The 20,944-nt window shown below is 49.1% G+C and carries 20 protein-coding genes; 5 read left to right on the top strand and 15 right to left on the bottom strand.

The window, feature by feature from the left end; genetic code table 11:
* Positions 1-20 precede the first annotated feature (20 nt).
* Positions 21-2,309 carry a glycosyltransferase family 4 protein gene (locus B5X72_RS15120; protein ID WP_079717754.1) on the top strand — a complete coding sequence of 763 codons (2,289 nt, stop codon included), beginning with the start codon at positions 21-23 and terminating at the stop codon, positions 2,307-2,309.
* Positions 2,260-3,270 (top strand): glycosyltransferase family 4 protein, encoded by a 1,011-nt coding sequence (locus B5X72_RS15115; protein ID WP_079717753.1) that lies wholly within the window; start codon positions 2,260-2,262, stop codon positions 3,268-3,270. Before B5X72_RS15120 ends, B5X72_RS15115 begins: the two co-directional genes overlap by 50 nt.
* On the opposite strand, the gene B5X72_RS15110 is transcribed toward B5X72_RS15115, so the two are convergent.
* Positions 3,259-4,755, bottom strand: coding sequence for a glycoside hydrolase family 130 protein (locus B5X72_RS15110; RefSeq protein WP_079717752.1), 1,497 nt, complete (start codon positions 4,753-4,755; stop codon positions 3,259-3,261). The genes B5X72_RS15115 and B5X72_RS15110 overlap by 12 nt on opposite strands.
* A 127-nt stretch (positions 4,756-4,882) precedes the next feature.
* Here B5X72_RS15110 and B5X72_RS15105 point away from each other — a divergent pair, with 127 nt between their 5' ends.
* The gene (locus B5X72_RS15105) at positions 4,883-5,785 is read left to right on the top strand and encodes a magnesium transporter CorA family protein (RefSeq protein ID WP_079717751.1); all 903 of its coding nucleotides are present in this window, start codon (positions 4,883-4,885) and stop codon (positions 5,783-5,785) included.
* Positions 5,786-5,875: 90 nt separating this feature from the next.
* Here B5X72_RS15105 and tsaB read toward each other — a convergent pair whose 3' ends face one another.
* From tsaB to rpmH, 4 genes are all read right to left on the bottom strand, one after another.
* Positions 5,876-6,577: a tRNA (adenosine(37)-N6)-threonylcarbamoyltransferase complex dimerization subunit type 1 TsaB gene (tsaB, locus tag B5X72_RS15100; protein WP_079717750.1), complete on the bottom strand. Its 702-nt coding sequence runs from the start codon at positions 6,575-6,577 to the stop codon at positions 5,876-5,878.
* A gap of 58 nt (positions 6,578-6,635) precedes the next feature.
* The gene (gene yidD / locus B5X72_RS15095) at positions 6,636-6,890 is read right to left on the bottom strand and encodes a membrane protein insertion efficiency factor YidD (RefSeq protein WP_079717749.1); all 255 of its coding nucleotides are present in this window, start codon (positions 6,888-6,890) and stop codon (positions 6,636-6,638) included.
* Positions 6,877-7,296: a ribonuclease P protein component gene (locus tag B5X72_RS15090; protein ID WP_079717748.1), complete on the bottom strand. Its 420-nt coding sequence runs from the start codon at positions 7,294-7,296 to the stop codon at positions 6,877-6,879. Before B5X72_RS15090 ends, yidD begins: the two co-directional genes overlap by 14 nt.
* Positions 7,297-7,361: 65 nt before the next feature.
* Positions 7,362-7,520: a 50S ribosomal protein L34 gene (rpmH, locus tag B5X72_RS15085; RefSeq protein WP_079717747.1), complete on the bottom strand. Its 159-nt coding sequence runs from the start codon at positions 7,518-7,520 to the stop codon at positions 7,362-7,364.
* A gap of 130 nt (positions 7,521-7,650) precedes the next feature.
* Here rpmH and B5X72_RS15080 point away from each other — a divergent pair, with 130 nt between their 5' ends.
* Complete coding sequence (locus B5X72_RS15080) at positions 7,651-8,529, top strand: ChaN family lipoprotein (protein ID WP_079717746.1); 879 nt, start codon at positions 7,651-7,653, stop codon at positions 8,527-8,529.
* Positions 8,530-8,605: 76 nt separating this feature from the next.
* Here B5X72_RS15080 and mscL read toward each other — a convergent pair whose 3' ends face one another.
* Positions 8,606-9,016: a large-conductance mechanosensitive channel protein MscL gene (gene mscL, locus B5X72_RS15075; protein ID WP_079717745.1), complete on the bottom strand. Its 411-nt coding sequence runs from the start codon at positions 9,014-9,016 to the stop codon at positions 8,606-8,608.
* 288 nt (positions 9,017-9,304) lie between these two features.
* Here mscL and B5X72_RS15070 point away from each other — a divergent pair, with 288 nt between their 5' ends.
* Positions 9,305-9,946, top strand: a complete 642-nt coding sequence (locus B5X72_RS15070) for a response regulator transcription factor (RefSeq protein WP_079717744.1) — start codon at positions 9,305-9,307, stop codon at positions 9,944-9,946.
* Between the two features lie 27 nt (positions 9,947-9,973).
* Here the strand turns inward: B5X72_RS15070 and B5X72_RS15065 are convergent, their stop codons facing one another.
* From B5X72_RS15065 to B5X72_RS15025, 9 genes are all read right to left on the bottom strand, one after another.
* On the bottom strand, positions 9,974-11,083 hold the full coding sequence (locus B5X72_RS15065) for a sugar phosphate isomerase/epimerase family protein (protein ID WP_233632651.1): 1,110 nt from the start codon (positions 11,081-11,083) through the stop codon (positions 9,974-9,976).
* Positions 11,084-11,235: 152 nt separating this feature from the next.
* Positions 11,236-11,421 carry a histone H1 gene (locus tag B5X72_RS15060; RefSeq protein WP_079717743.1) on the bottom strand — a complete coding sequence of 62 codons (186 nt, stop codon included), beginning with the start codon at positions 11,419-11,421 and terminating at the stop codon, positions 11,236-11,238.
* A gap of 285 nt (positions 11,422-11,706) precedes the next feature.
* Positions 11,707-12,951 (bottom strand): aminotransferase class I/II-fold pyridoxal phosphate-dependent enzyme, encoded by a 1,245-nt coding sequence (locus tag B5X72_RS15055; protein WP_079717840.1) that lies wholly within the window; start codon positions 12,949-12,951, stop codon positions 11,707-11,709.
* 209 nt (positions 12,952-13,160) lie between these two features.
* The gene (ftsZ, locus tag B5X72_RS15050; protein WP_079717742.1) at positions 13,161-14,867 is read right to left on the bottom strand and encodes a cell division protein FtsZ; all 1,707 of its coding nucleotides are present in this window, start codon (positions 14,865-14,867) and stop codon (positions 13,161-13,163) included.
* 139 nt (positions 14,868-15,006) lie between these two features.
* Positions 15,007-16,353, bottom strand: a complete 1,347-nt coding sequence (gene ftsA / locus B5X72_RS15045) for a cell division protein FtsA (protein WP_079717741.1) — start codon at positions 16,351-16,353, stop codon at positions 15,007-15,009.
* 2 nt (positions 16,354-16,355) lie between these two features.
* Positions 16,356-17,219: a cell division protein FtsQ/DivIB gene (locus B5X72_RS15040; RefSeq protein WP_176146231.1), complete on the bottom strand. Its 864-nt coding sequence runs from the start codon at positions 17,217-17,219 to the stop codon at positions 16,356-16,358.
* Positions 17,212-18,567: a UDP-N-acetylmuramate--L-alanine ligase gene (murC, locus tag B5X72_RS15035; RefSeq protein ID WP_079717740.1), complete on the bottom strand. Its 1,356-nt coding sequence runs from the start codon at positions 18,565-18,567 to the stop codon at positions 17,212-17,214. The genes B5X72_RS15040 and murC overlap by 8 nt, the downstream gene beginning before the upstream one ends.
* A gap of 55 nt (positions 18,568-18,622) precedes the next feature.
* On the bottom strand, positions 18,623-19,732 hold the full coding sequence (gene murG, locus B5X72_RS15030; protein WP_079717739.1) for an undecaprenyldiphospho-muramoylpentapeptide beta-N-acetylglucosaminyltransferase: 1,110 nt from the start codon (positions 19,730-19,732) through the stop codon (positions 18,623-18,625).
* Between the two features lie 32 nt (positions 19,733-19,764).
* Entirely contained in the window at positions 19,765-20,940 is a 1,176-nt protein-coding gene (locus B5X72_RS15025; protein WP_079717738.1) for an FtsW/RodA/SpoVE family cell cycle protein, read from the bottom strand.
* Between the last annotated feature and the right edge of the window lie 4 nt (positions 20,941-20,944).

Genomic DNA, 20,944 nt, shown 5'->3' with positions numbered 1-20,944 from the left:
TTTACCATTACGAAAACACGATGAAGATTGCATTAATTGGCACCTACACGCCGCGGCAATGCGGTATTGGTTCTTTTTCAAAAAATCTGTTTGACTCCTTATCTTCCGACACCGGAAACACCGCTCAAAACTTCGTGGTAGCCATTAATGACCCGGGGGGTGAATACAATTACCCTGCCGAGGTGAAGCATATTATCCGCCAAGACGATCACGATACCTATTTGAAAGCGGCGGATGTTATCAATCAAAGCGGTGCAGACCTCTGCCTAATCCAACACGAGTACGGGATCTTTGGCGGACAAAACGGCGTATATATTCTTGCCTTGCTGCATAGCCTGGAAATTCCGGTTGTCGCCACCTTCCATACCGTACTCAAAAAACCCTCGTACAACGAATTGTATATCCTTAAGGAAATTACGAAGATAGCGCAACGCGTAGTGGTCATGGCTGATAAAGCGGTTGAGCTCCTTCAAACCATTTACGAGATTCCCGCCAGTAAAATTGTGGTGATACCCCACGGCGTTCCGGATATCCAATACGACCGGCGGGCAGTAAGGCAGGAACTGAAGCTAACCGACCGGAAAGTACTTTTGACCTTTGGGTTCATCGGCCGCAATAAAGGTATCGAAACGGCGATCACAGCCTTGCCGGCCGTAGTGCATCAGCATCCCGATGTCCGCTATATCGTGCTTGGGAAAACCCACCCCAACGTCATCAAGCATGCTGGCGAAGAATACCGCCTGTTCCTCCATCGGCTGGTCAAAAAGCTCCAACTGGAAGAACATGTGGTTTTCCTGAACCAATACGCATCGCAACACGAACTCTTCAAATACCTCACTGCTTCGGATATCTACATTACGCCCTATCTCAATGAGGCGCAGATCACCAGTGGAACGTTGTCTTACGCGCTTGGCGTGGGTTCCGCCGTCGTCTCGACCCCCTACTGGCATGCTGCCGAACTCCTTGCCGATGGCAGGGGAGCACTGTTTGATTTCAACGATAGCCAACAGCTTGCTGCGGTACTGATCGATCTATTCAGCCATCCGGAAAAGTTGGCGGCCATGCGATCCCGAGCGCTCGAATTTGGCGAACTGATTACGTGGCCGAAGATCGGTGAGCTTTACAGCGATCTTTTCCGGCAGGTCATCCAGCACGCTTTAATCCATCCGATTAGAAAGGATCCCGCATTCGACCGAAGTATCCTCCCGCCATTGCGCCTGGACCATGTCGTACGGCTCACGGACAGTACCGGCATTTTCCAGCACGCGACATACGGCATCCCCAACTACCATGAAGGGTATTGCCTGGACGACAATGCGCGAGCGCTGCTGATGGCGCTCATGGCTTATCGGCGTGCCAAGGATGAAACAGCCCTGCGTTATATCCCGACATACCTTGCCTATATCCATTATGCGCAAAACGACGATGGGACCTTCCGCAATTTCATGGGATTCAACCGTAATTTCCTCGATAAAGTGGGCTCGGAAGATGCCTTCGGCCGGGCTATCTGGGCCATCGGCTACGCTATGGCCCACGCACCCAAAGATGCCTATTTCCAGGTAGCCCGCAAGGTGTTTTTCAAGGCCGTCCCGCAATTCGAGCGCCTGCAGTCTATCCGCAGCATTGCCAATACCATCCTCGGACTATACCATTACCTGAAAAGCCATCCGACAGATGACGGCATGATGGAGCTCACCCATCGGCTTGCACTCCGCCTCCATCGGGAATATACCATCCACCGGCGGGATAATTGGCATTGGTACGAGTCGCTGTTGGCTTATGACAACGCGTTGCTGCCGCTATCGATGATGCGGGCCGGCGAATTGCTCAATGATGATACCTTTCGGCAAGTCGGCTTTGAAAGCATGGCCTTCTTAGAAACACACACCATGCATAAGGGATACCTAAGCCTGGTAGGCAACGAAGCATGGTTCAAACAGGATGGGACATGCTCACGGTTTGACCAGCAACCCGTCGATGCCATGGCCACTGTACTGTTGTTTCTCCAAGCGTACAACAACACCGGCGATCCGCATTACCTACGGTCTGTATATACGGCCTTCATGTGGTTTTTGGGCGAAAACGATTTACGCATCAGTCTTTACGACTTCGAGACCGGCGGTTGTTGCGACGGCCTGGAAAAGGACGGTGTCAATCGCAATCAGGGAGCGGAAAGCACCCTCGCGTATTTGATTTCTTACCTGGCTGTACAGCAGACATTTGAGAAGCCCACGAATCGTATACTTTCACAGGAGACCAATGAAGATAGCCATATTAGCTCCCATAGCTTGGCGGACGCCGCCTCGTAAATATGGCCCCTGGGAGCAGGTTGCCTCTACACTTGCGGAAGGGCTGGTACAAAAAGGCTTGGATGTAACCTTGTTTGCCACAGCAGACTCCATCACTGCGGGCAAACTTCGTTATACTGCACCTCGGGGGTATGCCGAGGATCCAGCGCTCGATCCCAAAGTGGAGGAATGCCTGCATATTGCCCAGGTCATGGAAGCGGCAAATGAATTTGACATCATCCACAACCATTTTGATTTTCTTCCACTGACCTATTCAAGGTTAATCCGCACCCCTGTGGTCACCACCATCCATGGCTTTTCCTCACCCAGGATTGTCCCGGTATACAAGCGATATAACCGGACAAGCACCTATATTTCCATCAGCAATGCCGACCGGTCACCGGCGCTCGACTACCTGGCCACGGTTTACAACGGTATTGATACGTCGTTGTTTGATGCGGTCGAGCAGCCGGACGATTACCTGTTGTATTTTGGACGAATACATCCAGAAAAAGGAGCCCACCTCGCTATCGAGGTGGCACAACGGACGGGACGCCGGCTTATCATGGCCGGCTTGGTACAAGATGAGCATTATTTTGACGCCAGCGTATCGCCTCATATAGATGGCCACCAGATTCAATATGTGGGCAATGTCGGTCCGGATGAACGGAACCGCTTATTGGGCAACGCCGCGGTGCTGCTGCACCTGATTGGTTTCGATGAGCCATTCGGCCTGAGCGTCGCCGAAGCCATGCTCTGCGGCACACCGGTAATCGCCATCAATAGGGGCTCCATGCCGGAACTGGTGGTTGACGGCAAAACCGGATTCCTGGTATCCGGCGTGGATGAAGCCGTATCGGCGGTTGCAAGGGTCGGACAATTATCCCGCATGGATTGCTGCCACTGGGCACGATCCATGTTTTCCAGGGAAAAGATGGTGGATAGCTACCTTGACGTTTACCGACACATCTTAGCCAGCTGATTCGCTGCCATTGTCAAGTAGCTTTTCCAACAATTCATCCACATCTACCACCGCATAAGTGGACGCATAGTCCGACATGGCATATGGGACAATCAGCTTTCCTTCGTGGATATAGGCACCGCATGAATACACAACGTTAGGCACATACCCCTCACGCTCTTTCCGATTAGGCACAAGCAATGGTTCTTTCAGACGTCCGATTTCGTGCTCCGGATGCTCCAAATCGAGCAGCAAAGCACCTAACACGTATTCGCGCATGGGCCCGACACCGTGCGTAAGCACAAGCCAGCCGGCCTTCGTTTCCAGCGGAGAGCCACAGTTACCCATTTGCACCAATTCCCAGGGTTCATGTGGCGTCTGGATCAGCTTGGCTTCGCGCCATACATTGACCGTATCGGAGTACGCGATATAATTATTCACCCCATCAATACGGCATAACATGGCATATTTCCCATTAACCTTGCGCGGAAACAACGCCATACCTTTATTCTGGGCAATATATCCATGCAGGGGCATTACCTTAAAGTGACGGAAATCCTTGGTTTCCAGCAGCTTGGGAAGGATGGATATCCCATCATAAGCGGTGTAGGTAGCATAATAAGTAACAGCTCCCTTTTCGCCGATGAAACGGACAAACCTGGCGTCTTCGATGCCGTTTTTCTCGGTATCAGCAATGGGGAAGATAACCCGCTCGCACACCGAAGTATCGGTAGAAAATGTCATCTCATAATGGGATGATGCCAACCACCGCACCTCCTGCAGGAAGGCCAGGTTATCCTGACGGGGCTCCAGCTTTACCTGCACTTCCTTCAATGCATGCTTTAACTCCTCATAGGTAAACGTGTCTTGCAGTTGATCGCTAATAATTTCGTACGCCTCGTCATTACGGTAACCGCTGTCACCCCACATTTCACGCAGCTTACGGAGGAATGATTTTTTATGATAGGTATGGTTTTTTACCTGCTCGGGTACCTCCAGCATTTTCCCCGGAGGCTCCACATCGATATCCATGTTGCTATCGAGTACACCTTGCCTGAACGCAATCGATGAAATATGCCCCTCTCCCGTAGCCCTGAAACTGATAATGATACGCTTCTGGCCCCGCCCAAGTGATGTCTGGTCCGGATGTTCAATGATAGACGGATTGAAAAACGCGGCGGCCTCGATGGAATACTCCATGGTGAAATACGCCCCGATAAGCTGCTTCAGGTGATCAGGCAATTTCGTATGATCAATTTCCATCAACTCCATCACGGGAATCAACCGTGCGAAATGGTTTGCAAATATCTTTTTAAGGCTGCGATGGCGCTTCGAATATTTGCGCAATACCTGACTAAGCACGTCACGCTGCTGTTCATCACTGAGCGCCATCAACGCCATAATCAACCGTTTGGCCCGCTCTTCGCCGGCAAAGAAAAACCTGGCAATGACACGGCTGGAATCTGGCTCAAATATCTTTTCCTTTCTGATTACTGTTACTGGCATGTACTTGTTCGTTATCGCAATTCTCTTGTTGTTGCAACAACAAAAAAAGGATTTTTGTCAGAAAAAATAACATAAAACCAAAGTTTTTTTTAGACATTCGGTCATCGCATTTAAATGATAAAGGCTCATGATACAGCTACTGGCATCCAAAAGCACGAATGGCTTCGACTGGGTTGATTTATCGGCACCGAGCGATGCGGACATCAGGCAGGTAGCCGACCAATATGCGCTGCACGAGGCGTCCATTAAAGACTGCATGCAACCGGACCATTTGCCCAAATACGAACTATTCGACCATTATACGTTTATCATCTTCAGGGTTTTTTCGCCTGACCAGGGTGATGAGGCAGACACCATCCAGGAGCTGACCAATAAGATTGCCATATTTTTCACAGGCGATTACCTCGTCACCGTGCACCGTGCCGAATACAATTTAATTGACACCGTCAAAACTAATCGTATCAATACAGGCAAGTGCACCACGACGCAGCATCTACTCCAGGCATTGATCAGGGAATCGATTCTGACCTTTGAGCGACCGGCATGGCAGCTGTCCGAATCTTTGGATTATTACGAGGAACAAGTGTTTCTGAAACAACCGGAATCGCTGATACTCCGGAATCTGTATTACGTAAAACGCCAGATCGATGTTATCAGAAGGTTGATGCTGCTTTCCTATGAAATCGTTGACAGTATCGATTCAGTGGAGCAAAGCAATGCGTATACCCGTGACCTTCGTGATCTTTACATCCGTACACAGACTATTTTCGACAACCTCTCCGAAAATACAGGCCAGCTATTATCCGTTTATTTTTCGATATCGTCAAAACGCACCAACGAGATAATGCGCGTATTGACTATTTTTTCAGTCTTCTTCATGCCGCTTACCTTCATCGTGGGTGTCTATGGAATGAATTTCAAATTTATGCCTGAGCTCGGATGGCATTACGGTTATCCGGTTACCATAGCGCTTATGGTGGGCATTTCCGCCGGCATCTATTTTTGGTTCAAACGGAAGGGCTGGTTGTGAAGTTTTTGTTTTCGATACCATACCGGCATTTCTTTTTAGCTCGCCGCCGCGCCCAGTGGCCCACCGGATCGCCTTGGGCACTTAGGCCGCTCACCGTTGTTTCGGCGTAGTCGCCACAAAGTCCTTAAGGTAGTAGGGCTCGAAATAAGCAACGTCTTCAAACTGCTTGTCCAGCAATGCCTGGTATGCGCAGCCACTTAAGTAACGTGCCGAATTCCTGAAATGCGGAATCACAGCCACCCGTTCGTTGGCTGCAAACAGCTCCTGAAACTTGTCCGCACCATTCCCAAAGAGAAGGACCCGCTGGCCGACGGGCAATTCGCTGAACGAATGGGTATCGATAATGATGGCGGCGGCGGATTTCAGCGGTTTAAGCCGGTGGTCGTACATCCCTGTATACACCTCCATGCGGCGTGCGTCGACCATCGGGCACAGCCACGCCTTTGGCTCAATCTCTTCCGCATGCTTGGCTGCAAAGCCGGCAGCCATGCCCGCCAAGGTGTCCACGCCGATCAATGGGAGATCCGTTGCATAACACAGCCCTTTCGCAGCGGAAACACCGATGCGTAAACCGGTATAGGACCCCGGCCCTTTACTGACGGCAATTGCCGATAAATCTGCGAACGTCAGACCGGCCTCGCGTAACAACGCTTCTACCAGCAACGTCAGCTGCGACGCATGCACGTTGGGTTCGTCGATATCGCGGAACGCTATCGTGGTCCCATCTCTTGACAGGGCCACCGAGCATACCTGTGTAGCCGTTTCGATTTGCAGAATAAAATGCGTTGGCATATGGCGGCGAAGTTAGTGATTTTTTGTTAATCGGTCATGGGTAGGCGGTGGTCCGGGATTAAGGAACGGGGTCGTGGCCATGCCCTCCCCAAGGATGGCAACGGGCTATCCGTTTGATGGCAAGCCATCCACCTTTAAACGGCCCGTACCTCCGTATCGCTTCTACGGCATACTGCGAGCAAGTAGGGCTATAACGGCATGAAGCACCCAGCATGGGCGACAACAATAGCTGATAGGCTTTAATCAGCACCAAAAAAACGCTTCCGAGTGCTGCCTTGATCATCTTTTCCCAAATGAAACTAACCACGCTCATGACTATCCGGTATATTCCCTTCCGAGAGATGCGCATCCCGAAGTTTCGCCAACGCATCAGCCATCCGCACATGCATCATCGGATAGTCCAGCAACGTTTTACCCACATACTGGATGGCTACAGCCAACCCGTAGGGTTGCTTTTCGAGCGATGGATACAGCAACTGCCCCTTCTGCAGGCGATAAGCCTCCCGCATCCGGCGTTTCAACAGGTTTCGATGCACAGCACGGGAAAAACGGCGTTTTGAAACGGACAACACCACCTGGACCTTGGGGGCCAGCCCCGTCACCCGTATAAACACCACACGGTAAGGATAAATAAAAAAAGAAGAACCATTGTGGAAAAGGCTATCAATCAACCTTTTGCTACACAACCGTTCTTCTTTTGGAAATTGATATGTTTTCATGCTCGATGGCTTACGCGAAACCGGCTGAAGGCTCCGGACGCAAGCGGTCACCGGCAATATCGTGATTAGGCTTTATGGCGGCCTTCGTCCGATACGGTCAGGCGTTTCCTTCCTTTTGCACGCCTTGCGGCTAACACACGGCGACCGTTAGCGCTGCTCATGCGCTCTCTGAATCCATGCTTATTCCTTCTTTTCCGTAGCGACGGCTGAAATGTTCTCTTCATGACGCTTAATATCTATTTTTGTTTATATCCCAAAACGAGAGCGCAAATGTACGGGTTAATAGGATAAATATCAAATTTATCCCACATTTTTTTCCGCTTACCGATCTGTAAAAACCCGTATATTCGCATCATGACAAAAAGGATACTTTGCTGCTTATTGGGTCTGTTCCCGTTAGCTGCCGCAGCCATGCAGCCGGACAGCATCCGCTACCGGATATACGACACACAGGAAAAACGGGAAATCGGATTGCAGGATTTGGCGTCGGCAATCCAACGCGCCGACGTGGTATTCTTCGGTGAAGAGCACAATGATTCGATTGCCCATGTGTTGCAGTATGAACTGCTGGTTGCGCTGAACGAACGATACGCCGGCGTCGCACTTTCCATGGAAATGTTTGTGAGCGATGATCAATTGGTATTGGATGAGTACCTCTCGGGACTCATCACCGAACGCAACCTGCGTAAAGATGCCGTACTATGGAACAATTACGATGATTACCGCCCCATGGTGGAGTATGCAAAGGACCACCACCTGCCTGTCCTGGCGGCAAATGCACCCAGCCGTTACACCAACAGGGTGACCCGCGAGGGACTGGAGAGCTTGTCAGCGCTGGATAAAGCCGCCCGGGCTTTGCTTGCCCCTCTTCCAGTAGATACGCTAACCGGCGCCTATTACCAGAAATTTGCCGGCCTCTTGGGCGGACATGAAGGGATGGGGAACTCAAAAATATATCAAAGCCAAAACCTCTGGGATGCGACCATGGCTTACCGGATCAGCAAAATGGCAAAAAAGAAGTCCGTAAAGAAAATCCTGCACCTTAATGGCCGCTTTCACAGCGACGAGCGGTTAGGAACAGTCGCCCACTTAACGAAATATGCGCCAAAGCTTGCGGTTTTAAACATCTCCTGCTTCCCCCATGAAAGCATCGACCAGCCGGACTGGTCTTCTTTTAGCCATTTGGGCGATTTTGTCATTCTTACCGATCCGGCGGTAGCTAAGACGTTTTGACCCGCAGTGAAAAGCGAGGATTACGGCGATAAGCGATAAGTGTGCAGAAACGCACACCTATCGTGGTTGTTCATCATTATTGCTTTGCCTTCAGCAAATCCCTGATCTCGGTCAACAACAATTCTTCCTTAGTGGGTGCGGGTGGTGCAGCAGGCGCTTCTTCCTTTTCGCGTTTCAGCGAATTGATACCCTTGATAACCATGAAAATACAAAATGCGATGATGATAAATTCAATGACAATATTGATGAAGTTACCAAAATTGATGGCCGTTTCCGCCACCCCGTTGGCTTCGTCCGCCGGCTGGATAACGTATTTCATTTCGGAAAAATCTATTCCTCCGGTTAAGAATCCGATCGGGGGCATGATAATGTCATTCACCAAGGATGTGACAATTTTACCGAAAGCACCACCGATGATTACACCGACTGCAAGGTCTACCACGCTTCCCCGCATGGCAAACTCTTTGAATTCTTTCAACATTCCCATAAATTAAAAGGTTAATTTGTTTTTGTTTTTTCTGAACCCTAAAATGGATATTTTTGGCAAGTAATCAAATTTTTTTTTCATTCATAAATAGCCAAGGCGATAGCATTGCCCTAAAATTAACCATCCAGCATATATTTTTGCTGCTTACGCATTAAATTTAACCTCAGAGATTGATGTATATTAACATTTTAACTTTATATTTGCGATTGTTCGCAACGAAGACATCCTTGCTTATGAAATGACCAAGCGTCATCCGTGTGGCGCCTCTATGACAAACTTTAAATTCACATGACAGAGATATTAATAGCAGATGATCACGGTATCGTTAGGCTGGGCACGTCGATAGTGGTAAAAGAAACCTTGCCCTTAGCAAAAGTCACGCAAGCGGAAGACTTTGACGAAATGATCAAGTTATTATCGGAAAAACAATTCGAACTCCTACTCTTGGACATCAATATGCCAGGAGGGAACAACATAAAGATGGTCGAAAAAGTGTTGACTGTACAGCCAAATATCAAAATCCTGGTCTTTTCATCATACGATGAAACGCTCTACGCGCTGCGTTACCTGCAGGCGGGCGCGGCTGGCTACCTCAACAAAAACACATCGAAAGCCGATTTAAAGGAAGCCTTGCTTGCGGTCATCCAACGTGGCAAGTACATGAGCCCGGAAGTGAGAGAATTATATTACAACACATTGACCATGGGAAAATCTGTCTTGAAGGCAGACAATCCGCTGAATAAACTTTCCAACAGGGAAGTGGATGTAGCCAAGTACTTAGTACAGGGGCTGGGCATCATGGAAGTATCGAAGGCGCTCAGCCTGAGTACGTCAACGGTAAGCACCTACAAAACCCGGATTTTCGAGAAATTACAGGTCGACAACATCGCCGAACTGATCGAGAAATTCCGGTTGCATTCTGGTGTTTAGCCACCCGGGGCGCCCAGCTACCGGATATTATTGCAGCTGGTCGATTGTCTTTACCGGCACATCGTGCGTCCTGCTGGCTACTAAAGGCTTGGCGTTACGATAAGCATAACCAACTGATTCATCCAACGCCCAGAGCATTGGCGACAGAAACCTGACGGTCGCCTGATATCCCTGTATGATAGCCTGCAAATTGCCGGTGTCTTTGGAATTCCGTGCTTCGTTTTCGATTTCGTATGGCCCGTCAAAACCTTTTTCGGCAAGCAACTCCACAAATGCCCGCCAGTCCATGCTATCGGATCCCCCAAAACCGGGCAGCATGGCTTCATAATGGTGCCGATCCCAATCGTTTGAAGGAACCGCCACCCCCGCTTTATCTGCCAGTGCCTGCTCCACAGCCTGCATGGGATACATGCCACCCCAATCGATCCGGGCCTTGGTTTTTAGGTTACGCGTGGTCTTTACATGGATACGGTGAATCCTGGAGATGTCACTCTGTGCAATAACGTCCACGGGGTCTGTATGCTGCCAAATGTCATGTGAAGGGTCATATATTTCGCCGTGCGCTTTGCTCGGAATCAGGGCGTACATCAACTTTCGAGCCGCCAGCACACCGGGCAAATTATTGAAAGTCGTTGTAAAAGACGCCGGCCGCCACCCTTCCATGGGGCAATTTTCGTACAAGATGGTCACCCCCATATCTTCGGCGTACTTAACAATGGGCTCAAACACCCGCTTATATTCATCAAGGTTCTTTTGAAAACCATATTCAGCGACACCGAGCTCATGGTTATATCCGACAAATGTACCCACCTTTATATCGTTTTCGTCGCCTCCGAGCAGATGTGCAATCCGAATCAACTTAAGCAAGTGATTTTGGTTTTTAATCCGTTCCACCGGGTTTCCGCCGATCATGTTTTCGAAAGCGCCCAGCGAGAGCCTTAGTCCGGCCGCGTTGAAATCGTCGATTAACCGCTTGGCTGTATCCAAGGTAAAAAGATCATAATCCAAATGAGTCGCTACATGGTCCTGCCGTGTACCGTCACGCCGGAAAACACACAAGTCAATTCCCTGGACGCCCAACTGCGGAGCGGTTTCAATAAGCTCCGCCAACGACAATTGGTCGAAGGCTGAACTCATGACCCAAATCGGATTATTTAATTTACGAGCCATCATCATATTGTTTGCAGCGATAATACAAAAAAAGTAGCGATCGGAAAATACCAAAATAAAAAAGCCCTGACATCTCAGGGCTTGAATTGAAAGCACTAATGCATATCAAAAAAGTACGCTTACTTTGCGTTTTTCGCATCCTGGATCTCCAAGCGAATTTCTTGAGCCAGGTTTTTAACTTCTTGCAAGCCTTTTCTCACGCGAGTCCCGGCCGCGTTGTTGCCTTTATTGAAGAATTTGTCAGCATCCCCTTCCAGCCCGTCGATTAAGCTCTTAAGCTCATTAAATTTCTGAATACTTGCCATAATAAATACTCCTTTAAGTTTGAATTTAATTAAGTTAATAATCTACAGTGCGTTAAAAGTAGAATCTTTTTTTGGAAAAAAAAACAATAAAACATGCAAAACAGGCTGTAAATGCACTTTTTTTTCCACATCTCACGAAACAACAGCTATATGTTCCGCGCAAACAAAACACAAACTACTGATATACAGCAAATTACAACCGAATCGCCTATCAACAAAATAAAGAGCCCGAGCCGGCTTTTTTAGCGTGTTATAGCCCACTGGTCGCTATTTTCGATGCTACGCCTATTCCGATGGCAAGGAAACCGTCTGTTTGTAATAGCCGGTCTGTAATTTTTCGCTAACTGCGGTGAACGCTTCCAACGTATAGTTGACATCCTCCAGCGTATGCATCGCGGTAGGGATAAGCCGCAACTCGATTAACCCTTTGGGGATAACAGGGTATACAACAATGGAGCAAAATATGCCATGCGTTTCGCGCAGATCCCGGGTAAGCGCCGTAGCTTCGTTGAGATCACCCTTAAGGAACACGGGTGTGACCATGGTATTGGTCGTCCCGATGTCAAACCCTCGCTCACGTAATCCATTCTGCAACGTGCGGGCCACATTCCACAGCCTTTCCCTGAGTTCGGGACTATTTTTCAATAGCTCAAAGCGTTTTTTCAACCCGATAACCATGGGCATAGGCAGCGATTTGGCAAACGTCTGGGAGCGCATATTATAGCGCAGGTAGGTGACCACTTCCTTCGTTGAGGCCACAAATGCGCCGATACCGGCCATGGATTTAGCGAAGGTCCCGAAATAGATATCAATATCGTCAATGCAGTCCTGCTCTTCATGCGTACCTGCGCCCGTCGGCCCCATGGTACCGAAGCCGTGAGCATCATCAACGAGCATCCTGAAACCGTACAGCTTTTTTAAGGCAGCGATTTCTTTCAATTGCCCTTGGATGCCGGACATGCCGAACACACCTTCGGTGATTAACAACACTGAACCGCCATTGGCGCGCGCCAATTTGGTCGCCCGTATCAACTGTTTTTCACAGCTTTCGATATCGTTATGCCGATAGACGAATCGCTTGCCCATATGCAAGCGCACACCGTCTACAATACAAGCATGGGATTCCGCATCATAGACCACCACATCATTACGGTCTAATAGTGCGTCGATGATGGAAACCATTCCTTGATACCCATAATTGAGCAAAAAAGCATCTTCTTTGCCGACAAAGGTGGCGAGATCCTGTTCCAGTTCTTCATGATACGAGCTATTTCCGGACATCATCCGGGCTCCCATGGGATAGGCCATGCCAAAGTCAGCGGCGGCTTTCGCATCCACTTCCCGGACTTCGGGATGATTGGCTAACCCTAAATAATTATTGAGACTCCAAACGAGATGCTCCTTCCCATTAAATAGCATACGGGGCGCGATATCGCCTTCAAGTTTAGGAAATGAAAAATAGCCGTGTGACCACTCATAGTGCTGGCCAATTGGCCCGAAATTTTTCGCAATTTTATCAAATAAGTCCAATACCTGTCTATTAATAAATTGTACAAAAATTGTTGCAAAGATAAACTTTAAATCAAAAGCTGCCAACTTGCTCTGGTTATTTGCCGCGTCTGGCAGCGTGTTTTGTCTGTGCAGGGTTACATCGCATCTATACAAAAAAACTGTTTGGCTTGATTCTGCTAAATCCTCACCAAACAGTTGTACGTATTAGATAGGCAGACGAAAATGCGTTAATCTACATTATCGTGCAGAAATGAATTGTTTGGTCTGATTTCAGTGATGCCCTCCTCGGTAGATAGCGTAAACCGCGACACCTGCGATTCGGATGAGTGCGGTACATCATCCAATGCCAGTTGTTTGCGCCGATATGCGGGCTCGGATTCCAGTTCTTGCAGGCCATTGGCCGACTTCAATTTCAAACTCAGTTGTTTCAGCCGGAAAATCCGATCTTTGACCGTCAACAGTTCTTTCTCTACCTCTTCCGGTGTCCTATGGTCGTTGGCTTGATAACCTTGTTCCGGGGATCTCGCCACATTATCCAGTTTTTCTTTATACGCCTCCGGCTCGGGGTCCGGCTCACGGATTTCGTCGTTCCTGGTCGGCAGTTCGAAGTGGAACGGCGAAGGGGTCACTTTCACTTCAAATCCATCCGCTGCCTGTTCGTCTTCATTGGCCTGCTCATTCTGGGGAGTCAGCGTATGACGAATGATGCCGTCTTTATCCGGTGTGCTGTTCCGCAATTGAGGTTTCGAAGAAGAAGGCGAAGGCGCGCTGAACAAGTCTACCTGCTGCGTCACCGGCCGTATCGTGGGCTCTTCGGTCACAGCGGGCTTGGCGGCTACAGGCGCCGGATCCGCGACTCCTTTATCTTTTTGCACAAACTGATTAATTGGCTTGACATAAGGAGCCTTCGGCTCTTCAGGAGTCAGCGGTATTTCAATCCGCTCATTTTCTTTCTCTTTCTTGCGCTCCTCGGAAGTCTGAAATCCGGTGGCAATAATGGTTACGGACAATTCATTTTCCAGTGATTCATTAATACAATTGCCCCAAATCAAGTCAGCGGATAAACCAGCCTTTTCCTGGATGTAATCGGTGATAATGGTCACTTCATCCATCGTCACCTCTTGTTTGCCCGATGTGATATTAAGCAATATATAACGTGCACCCTCAATCTCATTATCTTTGAGCAACGGCGAAGCAAGCGCCCCCTCTACCGCGCGTAGTGCGCGTTGTTCGCCTTCTGCCACCGCATTGCCCATGATCGCAACACCGCTGTCATTCATTACGGTGCGTACGTCCTTGAAATCCACATTGACATAACCGGGTATCGTAATGATCTCGGCTATACCCTTGGCCGCGGTGGTGAGGATATCGTCAGCCTTGGCAAAAGCCGCCGTCATGGTCAGGTTGCCAAAGATATCGCGAAGGCGATCATTCGAAATCACCAAATACGAGTCTACGTATTTCTTTAATTCGCCCAACCCTTCTTCGGCCTGCATCCGCCGTCTTTTGCCTTCAAAAGCAAACGGCGTGGTCACAATGGCCACGGTAAGAATGCCCAACTCCTTTGCAGCCTTAGCCAGCACCGGGCTTGCACCGGTTCCCGTGCCGCCTCCCATCCCGGCAGTGATAAACAGCATCTTGGTATTCGAGCCCAACATGCGTTTGATATCTTCAATGCTCTCAATGGCCGAATTTTCACCTACCGTCGGGTCTGCACCTGCCCCCATGCCTTCGGTAAGGCTTGCACCCAACTGTACTTTATTAGGAATCGGGCTTAATTCGAGTGCCTGCGCATCCGTGTTGCACACGATGAAATCCACGCCACTGATACCTTGCTTATACATGTGGTTGACAGCATTACCACCACCACCACCTACGCCAATTACCTTGATAATTGCCGATTGTTCCTTTAACATTTCAAACTTAAAAGACATATCTCAATCGTATTTTGCTCCAACTGAGCGTGATACAAAAACCATTTCGACCCGCTAATCGTAGTGTAATAATAGCACTTTTTACACAATAGTTTTCCACAACTGTTAACAATGTGGAAAAAACAGCTGTTGTTGAAAACTATTTCTTGCCCAAGTAGGTTTCATCGTCAATTTCATTGCCATCTTTGATGATGTCTTTGAACCATTTGAAGAAACCTTTTTCTTTGTAACCCTTCTCGGTAATGTCTTTTACTGATAGCGGAGCGCTTGTTTTTTCGTTCATTTCGGCCTGTTCCTCTTCCGCTTGGATGCCCTTGATCAGCAAGCCGATACCGGTGGCATATAACGGGCTTTTCAATTCATCGTAGATGTTCTTTGGAAGCACTTCGTTTTTGGCTAAGTGTTCGTTGGGGAATCCCACCCGGCAATCGATACCGGTGATGTATTCAACCAACTGTACCAAATGCTTCAATTGGGCCCCGCCGCCAGTAATTACAATACCGCCGATTAGTTTATTTTCATAACCTGAGGATTTGATCTCATAATATACATGTTCGATAATCTCTTCCATCCTCGCCTGGATGATGTAAGCAAGATTCTTAACCGAGATTTCCTTGGGCTCACGCCCTCGCAGCCCGGGCACACAGATGACTTCGTTTTCCTTGTTTTCATCGGCAAGGGCTGAACCGAAACGGATTTTCAGCAATTCAGCTTGGTTGCGCAGTACTGAGCAGCCTTGTTTGATATCTTCCGTGACAATATTGCCTCCCAGCGGGATAACTGCCGTATGTCGGATAATCCCTTCGTGGAAGATGGCTACGTCGGTGGTTCCGCCGCCGATATCGACAAGCACCACCCCCGCGTCTTTGTCGGCTTCGTCAAGCACCGCTTCTGAGGATGCCAAAGGCTCAAGGATGAGATCCTGCACTTCCAATGACGCATTATCGATGCACTTTTTGATGTTTTTGACGGCGCTTACATGACCTGAAATGATATGGAAGTTGGCTTCCATCCGCCGTCCCGCCATCCCGATAGGGTCTTTGATGCCCGGTTCGTTATCAATCGTGAATTCCTGCGGAAGGACATGGATAATTTCCTCGCCCGGAGGAAGCACAAGTTTATACATGTCTTCGATGAGCCGTTCGATATCCAGTCGGCTGATTTCATTGTCGTCTTTTCGTGTCAGGATACCCCGGTGCTGGATGCTTTTGATGTGCTGGCCAGCTATTCCGACATTGACAACCTTGATATCCACGTTGGATTGCGCACTGGCTTCTTCGACCGCCTGCATGATGCTATTCACCGTCTTCTGGATGTTAGCCACTACGCCCCTGCTTACTCCCGATGATTCGGCTTTACCTACCCCAAGAATCTCTATTTTTTTGGCACCACTCCGTCTCCCCACGGTAACACATATTTTCGTAGTTCCGATATCAAGCCCCACGACGATAGGCGAGTCTCTTTCTGTTGTTATTTTTGTCTTCATAACTATTGTGTATTGATGCTATTTGTTGTATGATGATATGTAGAATCCTGCGTGACCATTAAATCTTCGGGTTTGAACCGCTCGTCTCGTTCGCAAACAATCTGACCGGCAAATTTCAGGTTCACCGACTTATAGGCCTCGATGCCTGTCTTCGGCACAATCTTTTTATAAAACAGCATGAGTTTTTCGAACTTGCGATCGAGCGAATCGGCGTTGCCCAATATAATCTGCTGGCTCCCCACTCGTGGCACCAATTCGATATCCTGATATTCGTTGACATACAACTGCACGACTTGGCTGCTCCATACGCTATCTGCACGGATAAACTGCGCGGTTTTGAAAATGTCTTTTACCAGTTGGCTCTCGATGGTGTCAAGCGTGCCGTTGTACGGCTCAGTGATGTACCCGTTTACGACAGGCACACGCGGCACATATTTCAGCGACACGGGCATTTTATGCCCCTGACTGTCGATATAAAAGTCAAGCCCCTTATTATTGATTACACGTACCACCGCTTCCCGTTGCACGATCCGTACGGTAAGCAGCCCGTCCATATCAATGGTTACCATGGCCGAAAACACAAAGGGGATCTGACGCAAATCCTTTTCCATTTCATGGGTCGGGAGCGCTTCCAACGTACGGCCCTGAAGCTCGCCATACTTCTCCACAAGCATGGCGACGATGTCTTTCTGTTCGACAAACGACTCATCGCCCAGCACCACGACATGCACATCCGTGCAAGCTTGCTCACTGCTCTTTTTGTTGATAAAACCCATGAGCGTGACGAGCCCCGTCAGTGCTATGAGCGCTACCACACTATACAGCAGCCGCTGCCAAAAAATCCGGTTTGACAACTGTTTAAGCATGTTCCAAAATCGACTTCAACGGTTTCACCAACAAATCAATATCGCCCGCGCCCATGGTCACCAACAGCTCGGGACGATGCGCACGTACATAATCCTTTACGTCGTCTGCACTGACAATACGCTTATCTTCCGACACCACCTTGCCGAGCAACATCGGTGCATCCACCCCATCTATGGGAAGTTCCCGCGCAGGATAAATATCCATCAGCAACAACGTATCAGCCATGGCCAATACCGCAGCAAATTCATCGGCAAAATCGCGGGTACGGGTATACAAGTGCGGCTGAAAGACCGCCGTAAGTTTCTTGGTGGGATAAAGCTGTTTCACGGCAGACAGAAACGCCCGCAGCTCTTCGGGATGATGGGCATAGTCGTCGATGTATACGCTATGGTCCGCTTTTACAATGTATTCAAAACGGCGTTTCACACCGGCGAATGAAGACAACGCACGCCGGATATCAGCTGCCGCAATGCCCAGTTGCCGGGCGATGGTAATGGCAGCCACGGCATTTTCAATGTTGTGTTTTCCGGGCACGCCAAGGTGCAGGCCGCCCATCCTTCCTCCACTCCAGACATAATCAAAGAAGAACGCACCGTCTACGATATGGATATTTTCGGCATAAACATCGGCAGGACCGTCTGCCGCATAGCGGATCGTTGCTTCAAACGGCAACCCTGCTTTCACGATGGCAGTACCGCCTGCCTGCAATTGGTGCAGGAATAAATTGAAGGACTCCTCAAGGTGTGCCTTATCCCCGTAAATGTCAAGGTGGTCCGCATCAGCCGAAGTCACTACCGCCACATCGGGATGTAATGTCAAGAAAGACCTGTCATACTCATCTGCTTCTACGACGACCACATCATTTTCCGAAAAAAGTACGTTGCTGTTGTAATTGGTGCTGATCCCCCCCAGGAATGCCGAACAATCATAGCCGCTATCCTTAAGCAGGTGGGCAACAAGTGTGGATGTAGTGGTCTTGCCGTGCGTTCCGGCCACGGCAATAGTAAACCTGCTCCGGCTGATAAACCCGAGTACCTGCGAACGTTTATACAACGTATGGCCAAGCCGCTGAAACTGGTTAAGAATATCCAATCCACCAGGCACCGCCGGTGTATAAATGATAAGTGTATGTTCGCCTGCGGTCTTAAACGCATCAGCGACCAAATCGAAATCATCCAAATAAATCACCGGGATACCTTCAGCACCCAATTGCACAGTCAATGCCGTTTCCGTTTTATCATAACCTGCCACCAAGCATCCCAAATGACGGAAATAACGCGCCAGGGCGCTCATGCCGATACCGCCAACCCCGATAAGATATACCTGCTTGATGTTATCTATGTTCATGTTATTTTAGTATTGTTTAGCGACCACTTGATTCGTTCGCTGCTCATGTCATGCTTCATTCCCCTGCCAGTTTCAACACTTCCCTGGCTATAATTTCATCTGCGTCCCATATGGCCAGTTTACCGATATTTGCTCGCAACACCTTGATGCGCTTCTCATCGTCGAGCAACGCCAATGCGGTATCCACCAACTTTTGGGGAGCCTCCATATCGCTCACCATTAAAGCGGCATCCTTGTCGACCAAGGCCATTGCGTTCTTTGTCTGATGATCTTCAGCAACATTAGGCGACGGTACCAGAATAGCGGGCTTACCTACTGCGCACAATTCGGCAATGGTACCGGCTCCAGCTCTGGCGATAATGACATCTGCCGCCGCATAAGCAAGATCCATCCGGTGGAGAAAAGCCGTCAGCTTCACGCCTTCATGGCCATTGCCGAGCGCTTCGCGAAGTTCATCATAGTAATAGCCGCCGCATTGCCAAATAAGCTGTACATCTGCGGCTGCCAACCTATCCAATCCGTCGCGCATGCACGTATTTAATGTACGCGCCCCCAAGCTTCCGCCCGTCAATAAGATGGTTTTTTTATGCGGCGAGAGACTCAGCAATTCCGCCGCTTCAAACCGTTTATTCCGGATATCCACTGACTCGCGCCGAATGGGATTTCCGGTCAGCAGGATCTTTGACTTCGGAAAAAACCTATCCATGCCTTCAAATGCGACGCATATCTTATCCACTTTCGCACCCAGGCGCTTATTAGTAATACCAGCGTATGAATTCTGCTCTTGAATCAGGCAAGGGATACCCATTTGCACAGCCGTATGCAGCAACGGACCAGATGCATATCCGCCTACCCCCACGGCGACGTCGGGTTTGAAATCATGGAGAATCTGCCGGGCTTTACGGATGCTTTTGTACAACTTAAACGGCAAGATTAGGTTTTTCCAGAACGACTTCCTATTGATTCCCTGAATATCCAAGCCGATGATCTCATATCCTGCAGCCGGCACCTTGTCCATCTCCATCTTGCCCTCGGCTCCTACAAACAGCAGTTCGGTGTCGGGCGCCAAACGTTTCAGCGCATTAGCAATCGCTATAGCCGGAAAGATATGCCCTCCCGTGCCGCCTCCGCTGATGATGATCCGTTTTGTCTTGATACCCGCCATAATGCTGTTTGATTAATGATGTTGGCCGTGCGTTATTCCATGACTGGAATCTCGCCAACAATGACCTTTTTATTTCGTTCTGCGACTACTTTTCCCTTCATCTCATCAATATTCCGACTCACACTTAATATAATACCGAAAGCTACACTAGTAAACAAGATAGACGTTCCGCCCATACTTACAAGCGGCAACGGGATACCGGTCACGGGACCGAGACCTACCGCAACCGCCATGTTTCCAAGTGCCTGCAAAGTAAGGCTGAAGCCCAGGCCCGCTGCAAGCAGCGCTCCGAACGCCTTGGGACTGAGGGTCACAATACGGATACATCGAAACATGAGCGCCACATACAAACAAACCAGCACAACGCCGCCAATAGTACCGTATTCCTCGACGATAATGGCAAAAATGAAATCCGAATAAGGGTGCGGCAGTACATTGCGCTGCGTGCTGTTGCCCGGCCCTTTTCCAAACAATCCACCCGAAGCGATGGCAATCTTGGCATGATCGGACTGGAAAGACTTATCGTCATCAGCAGCTTCGCCACTTAGATAGGTTTCGACACGCGACATATAGGTCTGCCGGCGCGGCCCGAGGGCCACAATCAAAATGAGCAGCACAAAAACTCCCGAACACACGTAAAAAATCTGCTTGATACTGATTCGGCCGATGATCAATAACAATACACTTACGCCAAACAGCAACAGCGCCGTTGAGAGGTTCGCAGGCGCTATAAGCGCGAAGATTAAGCAAACGGCCCCCATAATGGGCAAAAACGCTTTCTTCACGTCCTTGATATTTTCTTGCTTGCGCGTCAGCGTCCGCGCAAGGAAAGTAATCAATGCCAGTTTCGCCAAATCGGAGGTCTGAAACGTCTGATTGATAACCGGAATCGTCACCCATCGATTGGCCTCATTGATGGTATTCCCAAAGATCAAGGTATACAACAACAACGGGATGGTAATCGCCATCAAAATCTTTGAGATCCCAGCGTACCACCGGTAGTCCAGCAAATGCGAAATGTACATCAACGCAAAGCCGCCGAAAATAAGCAGTGTATGCTTGATAAGGTATACTTCCGTACCCTTGCCTTCTTTATAGGCCAACGTACCCACCGAACTGTACACCGCAAGCAACGACCATACGGACAATACGATAATGATAATCCATAGCCATCGGTCACCCTTTAATTTTGAAAATGCTTGTTCCATTTCT

The organism is Parapedobacter luteus (assembly GCF_900168055.1).
In the GTDB taxonomy this organism is placed as follows: domain Bacteria; phylum Bacteroidota; class Bacteroidia; order Sphingobacteriales; family Sphingobacteriaceae; genus Parapedobacter; species Parapedobacter luteus.
Note: the sequence above shows the minus strand (reverse complement) of the source record. Positions and strands in the feature narration are given on the sequence as shown.